This is a genomic window from Pseudarthrobacter kochi (genome assembly GCF_055412805.1).
In genome coordinates, this window is the sequence record NZ_JBVAYV010000008.1 from 123319 (window position 1) to 129488 (window position 6170).

At 63.3% G+C, this 6170-nt stretch carries 8 protein-coding genes; all 8 read right to left on the reverse strand.

The genetic code is table 11. The annotated features are described in order from the left end of the window. Window positions 1-324 precede the first annotated feature (324 nt). Window positions 325-1230, reverse strand: coding sequence for a hypothetical protein (locus ACZY0Y_RS06730; protein ID WP_463957173.1), 906 nt, complete (start codon window positions 1228-1230; stop codon window positions 325-327). 320 nt (window positions 1231-1550) lie between these two features. Continuing rightward, complete coding sequence (locus tag ACZY0Y_RS06735; RefSeq protein WP_463881883.1) at window positions 1551-2204, reverse strand: SDR family NAD(P)-dependent oxidoreductase; 654 nt, start codon at window positions 2202-2204, stop codon at window positions 1551-1553. A 481-nt stretch (window positions 2205-2685) separates the two neighbouring features. Continuing rightward, the gene (locus ACZY0Y_RS06740; RefSeq protein WP_463957174.1) at window positions 2686-3144 is read right to left on the reverse strand and encodes a hypothetical protein; all 459 of its coding nucleotides are present in this window, start codon (window positions 3142-3144) and stop codon (window positions 2686-2688) included. Next, window positions 3135-3719, reverse strand: coding sequence for a nucleotidyltransferase domain-containing protein (locus tag ACZY0Y_RS06745; RefSeq protein WP_463881888.1), 585 nt, complete (start codon window positions 3717-3719; stop codon window positions 3135-3137). Before ACZY0Y_RS06745 ends, ACZY0Y_RS06740 begins: the two co-directional genes overlap by 10 nt. Window positions 3720-4229: 510 nt before the next feature. After that, window positions 4230-4751 carry a hypothetical protein gene (locus ACZY0Y_RS06750; RefSeq protein WP_463957175.1) on the reverse strand — a complete coding sequence of 174 codons (522 nt, stop codon included), beginning with the start codon at window positions 4749-4751 and terminating at the stop codon, window positions 4230-4232. Window positions 4752-4819: 68 nt separating this feature from the next. Further along, window positions 4820-4978: a hypothetical protein gene (locus ACZY0Y_RS06755; protein WP_463881892.1), complete on the reverse strand. Its 159-nt coding sequence runs from the start codon at window positions 4976-4978 to the stop codon at window positions 4820-4822. A 418-nt stretch (window positions 4979-5396) separates the two neighbouring features. Then, window positions 5397-5528 (reverse strand): DUF6226 family protein, encoded by a 132-nt coding sequence (locus ACZY0Y_RS06760; protein ID WP_463881895.1) that lies wholly within the window; start codon window positions 5526-5528, stop codon window positions 5397-5399. Between the two features lie 393 nt (window positions 5529-5921). Further along, the coding region (locus tag ACZY0Y_RS06765; RefSeq protein ID WP_463957176.1) for an integrase core domain-containing protein at window positions 5922-6170 on the reverse strand (249 nt) is incomplete at its 5' end.

Below are 6170 nucleotides of genomic sequence, written 5' to 3' on the forward strand. Positions count from 1 at the left end.
TTCCACCGGCCGAATTCCGCAACGGGTCTTGACGTTCCGGATGCTCCGCGGTAACGTCCCCGGGCACAGGAAAAGCCCCGATTCTGTAATCGGAGCTTCTCGAGGTAATCCTTAATTACTTGATGAATTTACCAAGCCGTCATACGTTGAAGCGGAACTCCACCACGTTGCGCAGCTGAATAACCTCTGCGGTTGCTTCGCGACCAGTTCCTCGCTGCCGCTCTCAGATCCGTCGGCAGTCTATTCGCCGCGCTTCTCCGATTGAACAGCCCTGCGACGCTCCGCCGACCGAGTACGCGTCCATCAGCCACAGCCAGATTAGATTCAACGCTCCTTGGCTTGCTTCTCACGGGCGGCGGCTACAGCTGGTTTTTCGCGCTTCTGTGTTTGCGTCTGCTGCTTCGGCCGACGTTTCCGTCGGCGGCGCCGCCGTCCCGGGCCGTTGAAGGGCGGCCGGGGCTCGCCCAACCGGGGGCCGCTCCAGTACCGTCCGCCTATCAAAATGCCGGCGAGGGCGCCATAAGCCGACGCATGCGGAAGGGCCATCTGGTCGGTGGCACCACCCGCGAACGCCAAGGCAAACCACACAACGGGTAGGCCAAGGATAAGGAGGCCGTTTCTAATTTGCAGCGGCAGCGGGAAGCGGAACAACGCCCAGCCTGCGATAACAGCGACAACAAGCACTGCAACAGCAGGCGCCGTCGGTGACAGGAGGACCAATTGGGCTGTTCCGATGCCGAACAGCACCAGCGCGCACACTCCGTTGATCAGTGCCAGGCGCCACCCGCCGGAGAACTTGCCGTCGGCGTCGGGCCGGCGCGGGCGGGTTTGCGTGCCCTCTGACCCGGCACCCGGTCCCGACCGGACGTATCCGCCGGCGATTCCGCCGACGATGAACCCTATGAACCACGGCCCCGCCGCGGGGATGTCCAAAGCACCACCGACGTCGAATGAGATCAACGTCCAGTAGTTCAGGAGGAACGTCCAGAGCATCACCGTGAACGCCCGGAATGATCGTGAGACGACGCGAACCACGACAAATGCGTAGACCGTCCCTACCGAAAGGAACACTGATGCCTCAAGGAGACGGTCGCCGGCGAACCACACGAACGCCGCCAGCATCAGGGCAATCATCCCGGCGTAAAGGACCCGCACGTCCCACTGGTCAATTTTCTTCAGCACAGCAATACCCCCCCCATGGATACAAGGGTAGGGCAGGGCAAGCCGCATCCACGGCAGCCAAGATCGCCTCCGCGCGGTCGCGGCACCGTGCATCACCGCTGCGAGGCGGTGTCCACGGTGGACCTGAACTCTGCTGACAGCACGATCTACTCAGGCACTGTGACTGACACCCATGCGGCATGCAAGGAACTTCTGACGCCTCGGGTCGGTTCCGAGCAGGAGCAAGGTGGATTCGATGCCCCGGCCGTCAGCAATGAACCCACTTCGGAATCCATCCGACTCGTTAGCGCTGTATTCGAAAGGCCAGGCTCGCACTCTCGAGCCTGGCCTTTCGCATACAGCGCTCAGTTTCATCAGCTCCGCCGAGCCTAGAAGGCGGTGCTGGGCAGATCCTTCTCGCCATCGACGATCGCGGTGATAATCCGCGCTGCAACCAGGTCTGGATCCAGCCCCGCTCCGAATCGCGGCGCGGACCCGGCGATCGGATGCTCGGACAGCGCGGTGCCAGTGTGGCCTGGGCGGGCGTCCACGAGTCGGATGCCCGCGCGGCGATACTCGCGCGCCGCTGCGACAACGAAGGCCGCGAGCCCAGCTTTCGACGCCGAGTATGCTGCCAGACCGGCGACGGGTGTCTCAGCGACAACGCCGCTCAGTGTTACCACGAAGGGCTCCCGGCCCTCACGTGCCGAGGCCGCGAGGTAGGGCTGGCTCAGGGTAATGAGCTGGATCGCACTGGTCGTGTTCACAGCGAACAGTTCGTCCACCGTGGCGGGTTCAAGGTCTGAAGCGGCGCCGAAGGCGACGACCCCGGACGCAACCACTAGCCCGTCGAGACGTCCGTGCTGCGCATTCGTGGCATCCAGCACCTCCCGAATCACAGAGGGTGCGCGTAGATCGTGCCCAGCAGACTTTGACGACCGGGCAACAATGGCGCCGTTACTCTCCAGCTGATCGGCGATCCGCGAGCCGAGCCCGCCGGCGGCGCCGACTACCAGAACAACCGCACCCTGAAGATTCGTCATGGGCAGATCCTAAATCACGTGCGGCAGGTAGCCTAGCGCGAGTCGGTTCGCTGAGGTTGGACGGCTGCGGTATTCCCCGGGCAGTGAGGCAAGCTTCACGCGCTCATCCGGAGCGAAGCGCCCCAAGTTTCGTGCCGCAGCCTTGTGAGTTGGGAGGATGTATGTCATGCCACGCGTCCGCGCACCCTTTGGTGCTGCAATTTGCGGGCATCCGCGGCACCGACGCACACCCGCACAATAGGCACGCAGAACCCACGGATGCTCCCATCGCACCAACAGAGACGGCCCCATATGCGGAAGCAGATGGGGCCGTCTCAAAATCCAGTGGCTGGAGACGTTGAAGCGGAACTCCACCACGTTACGTAGCCGAAAAGTGTCTGTGAAGAAGCGGGATGCCGCTGATTCAGGCGTTCACCGCAGTTGAGCCCATGGGGGCTGTCGGCGCCGCCTTGACTCCACGGATTGTTTGCGGACTGCTGGGTCACGGCGAGATCCCTCTGGCGAGGGCGGCGTCGAACAGCGTTCGGGCGACCTGCTCGGCCTTCTCGGTCGCCGCGGCACCCACCGGTTTCGCCTCGTAGCGGTCCTGGTTGCGAGCACGTCGCAGACGGTCGAACTCTCGCGCCGCCCTGTCCGCCGGCGGTGTGTCGAGGACCGCACGCAGATAGTGGCCGAGCGCCTCGTGCTGGCCGGGCCCATTGATCGTCCGGAAGCCGTAGGCCGCAAGCAATGCCTCGCCCGTGTCGTGACAGGCGTCGTAGGCAATGCCGTATCTGACGACGACACTGGTGAGCAGCGCCAATTGGTTCAGGCGCTCTTCGGCCTGACGAAGAAACGAGGTCGCACGCGCGAAGTCCGCGGGCACGACATCGAGACGTCGCGCCTCGACCAACACGAGGACCGTCGCCTGCTGGACGCGGGTGAGCGGATTCAGCGCCACGGCAGTTCCCCGATCACGGCGGCCACCGAGCCGCGGCGCACGTTGTCGAGGAAGGCGGAGGGCGGGGCGAACTCCTCAGGAGTGAGGATCGTCGGGTTCACGGGACGGTGCACCGCGGCCTCGGTCCGGGCGCACGCCTCGTACACCGCTTCCACATTGGGCTCACCGAGCACCATGACGTCGATGTCGTGCGGTGCCGGACCGGTTTCTCCTCGCATCCGCGCGGCGAAAGAGCCATAGAGGAACGCCGACTCGATCCCATCGATACGGGAGAACTCCTCGGCCAGGATCACCACGGGGCCGGTCGCGACCATGAGGATCTTGCGCAAGGGGTCCACCAGCGGGCTCTCGTCGTTGGCGCGGATGAGCCTCGTGCGGCCCACATATCTCTCGCTCAGGATGCCTGCGTCCGCCAGCCGCGCAACCTCGCGGTGCGCGGTCGGGTAGGCCAGGCTGGCCCGATTGGCCAGATCGGTGACGCTCAGTTCGTCGCCGGTGAGCAACAAGGTGGAGAGCAGGCGCGCTTGTCCGTCCGACCGGAAGATCGGAGCGAGGAGCGGTGCCTCTGTTCTCATATAACTGATATTATCCTCCATTATATCGACAGTCAACGTCTCGGCGCGAAGTCTTCGTTCGGAACGCCGGCGTAGCCGTGCAGCGAGGGTTTTCCTCGCCGACTTGTCCGCTCGCCACGCACATGGGGTCGCGGGCGTCGTCCTGCTGCGAGCGCGCACCGCCGAGAACGCTTCCGACGCTGATCGAGAACAGCTCGCAATAGACGGGCTGAACGATACCGACCACTTCCGCACCCTCGTCGCGAACGACGGCGGCGGCGTGGCGGATGGAATCCGCGGCGGCAGCCCGCGCGGGAACTCGTGAAGAATTCCATTCGGCAGCAGAACTGCGACGACATTCCTTGGTGGGAGAAGCGGTGGACTACACTCGCGCAGAGATCGCGCCGCCACACGCAGACGCGGGGTGCCTCAAAACCACTGGAGCAATCCCTTTGTCGTCGCTATTCACGCTTCGCATCTGACGGTGGGCCTTCGGGTGAAGTCATGACTATCCCGATTCTCCGTTGGGGGCTAGAGAGCGCAGTGCAGTTCGGTGTCGTTCAGCTCCGGTCTGGTGCAGCTCATACCGAACGGACCATGATCCTTGAAGACGACGGCCAGAGTGTCCTCCTCCATGTCGCGCCCGATGATCTTGCCGCCCTCTGATTCCACAAACTCGACGATTTCCCGGTAGCGGTCACGGTCGAAGCAGAGCAGGGCGTCCGGCGATTCGACGCTGTCCGCGACAACTCGATATTCCTCAGGGCCGAAACAGTGATCGAGGCCATCCTCGGCGGACTGGCTGGTCAACCTCACCTGGCCCTCGTCGATGAGGTTCTCGACGTCCACGCCGCCGTACATGTCCTCGACGGCCTGAACGTAGGCCCTGTCGTCCTGCCGGTTTTGTTCAGCGCCGTTCCAGATCACAAATACGACGCTGGCTGCCAGCGCGCAGAGGGCCGCAATGGACAGCGCGTACATCACCTTGTCGACAGGCGAATTCTCATCACCCTTCGAGCTCGCCCGCGTTGATTTTTGCTGAGCGTCGCTCACTTGCTACCTGCGCTCTGGCTCTGGCTCTGGCTCTGGCTCTGGCTCTGGCTCTGGCTCTGATGATGGAACTAGCGGTTGACGGCGGGGTCGCACTTCAGCGAGCGCGGTGTCTGATTGAGCAGGTCGTAGGTGCATCGACTTTGCTCGCCGTCGAATACGACATCGACGTATCCGGTGCCGCAATGCGGATGGACGATCTTGGTCACCTCGCCGCCCTGGGCTTCCACGAACTCAGCGATTCTGGCATCCCTCTTCCGTTCACCCAGCTCACTGCCGATGACTCCCGCACATACCGTCACGATGCAGACGACGCAGAATAGCGTGATCGCCGGGTTGAGGATTTTTCGTCGTCGCCTCCTGAGCGCGATTCTTTATCGGCGTTGCGTGCGCCTCAGCTCCTGCTCGGCAGCCTCACGTGACGTCATCTGGATCCTGCTCTTCAGTGAAGTTGGCGGGGCGACCATGCGTGGGTGTTCCTCGACTGCCATTCCAGTGCACACCAGCCCGCCATTCTTCCCTAACCCCCACACCCGTCGGCATCATTTCGACAGAGAGCGGGGCTTCGGCTTCCGGCTGGCAAGGGGCTGCGTATTCGAACCTAAGTTCTGTGATGGTACTCGGAGCGACAGACGGGCGCCCGGACGTTCACGCTGCGGGGACACCTTGCGGCGCCTGCACCTGCTGCTCCAGTTCGCTGGCCTCCGCAGCCCAAGTCGAGTCGCACGCGTCGCAGCCACAGGCCGGGAACTGAAAATCATTGAGCAGCCCAGCATGCATGTAGATTCCCGGGGTAAGCGGTGAAGACGAACGTCAGGGACGCGCAGGCCGGGTCAATTGGTCGAAGCCGCACGGCGCGAACCACAGCGGATGCGTTTCCACCGAGTACGTTTCCTCCGGGACGAAACGCCCCACCGATTCCCTAGTCGATCACCCGACCGGCGGCGTCGCGAAACACCGGTGCATCGATCGACGGGCGTCGGCATGAGCTCACCTGCCCGTCCTCCCCCACTGCAACGACACGATTGCCAGGCCAGTTCGGATTGTGGCCGACTGCAACAGCCAGTCGCAACCCAAGCCACCGAACAATGCCGACTTTCCGAACTAAAAGCCCAGATCAGACGCGGGTGAGGTGTGTCAAGGATGTGAGACAGTCGGGTGGTTTCTTGTCAGTTAGGCAGCCACGGTTTGCGGCTGGTTTTTTGTCTTGAAATTGGCCATCGCGGTGGCCGGCGGCAACCCGGCGTTGTTGCTGTGCGGCCGCCAGCGGTTGTAGAACACCTCGATGTAGCGCATGGTGGCCCGCCTGGCGTCCTGGCGGGTTGCGAAGCTGTGGTGGTGGTAGAACTCGTTCTTCAGGGACGAGAACGCCGATTCGGCCACGGCATTATCCCAACAAACCCCGGTGGCTCCCATGGATTG

Bases quoted from the DNA above. Each gene is read 5' to 3' on its own strand.
- ACZY0Y_RS06730 (WP_463957173.1), bottom strand. From the start codon at position 1,230: ATGCGGCTTGCCCTGCCCTACCCTTGTATCCATGGGGGGGGTATTGCT.
- ACZY0Y_RS06735 (WP_463881883.1), bottom strand. From the start codon at position 2,204: ATGACGAATCTTCAGGGTGCGGTTGTTCTGGTAGTCGGCGCCGCCGGC.
- ACZY0Y_RS06745 (WP_463881888.1), bottom strand. From the start codon at position 3,719: ATGAGAACAGAGGCACCGCTCCTCGCTCCGATCTTCCGGTCGGACGGA.
- ACZY0Y_RS06760 (WP_463881895.1), bottom strand. From the start codon at position 5,528: ATGCATGCTGGGCTGCTCAATGATTTTCAGTTCCCGGCCTGTGGCTGC.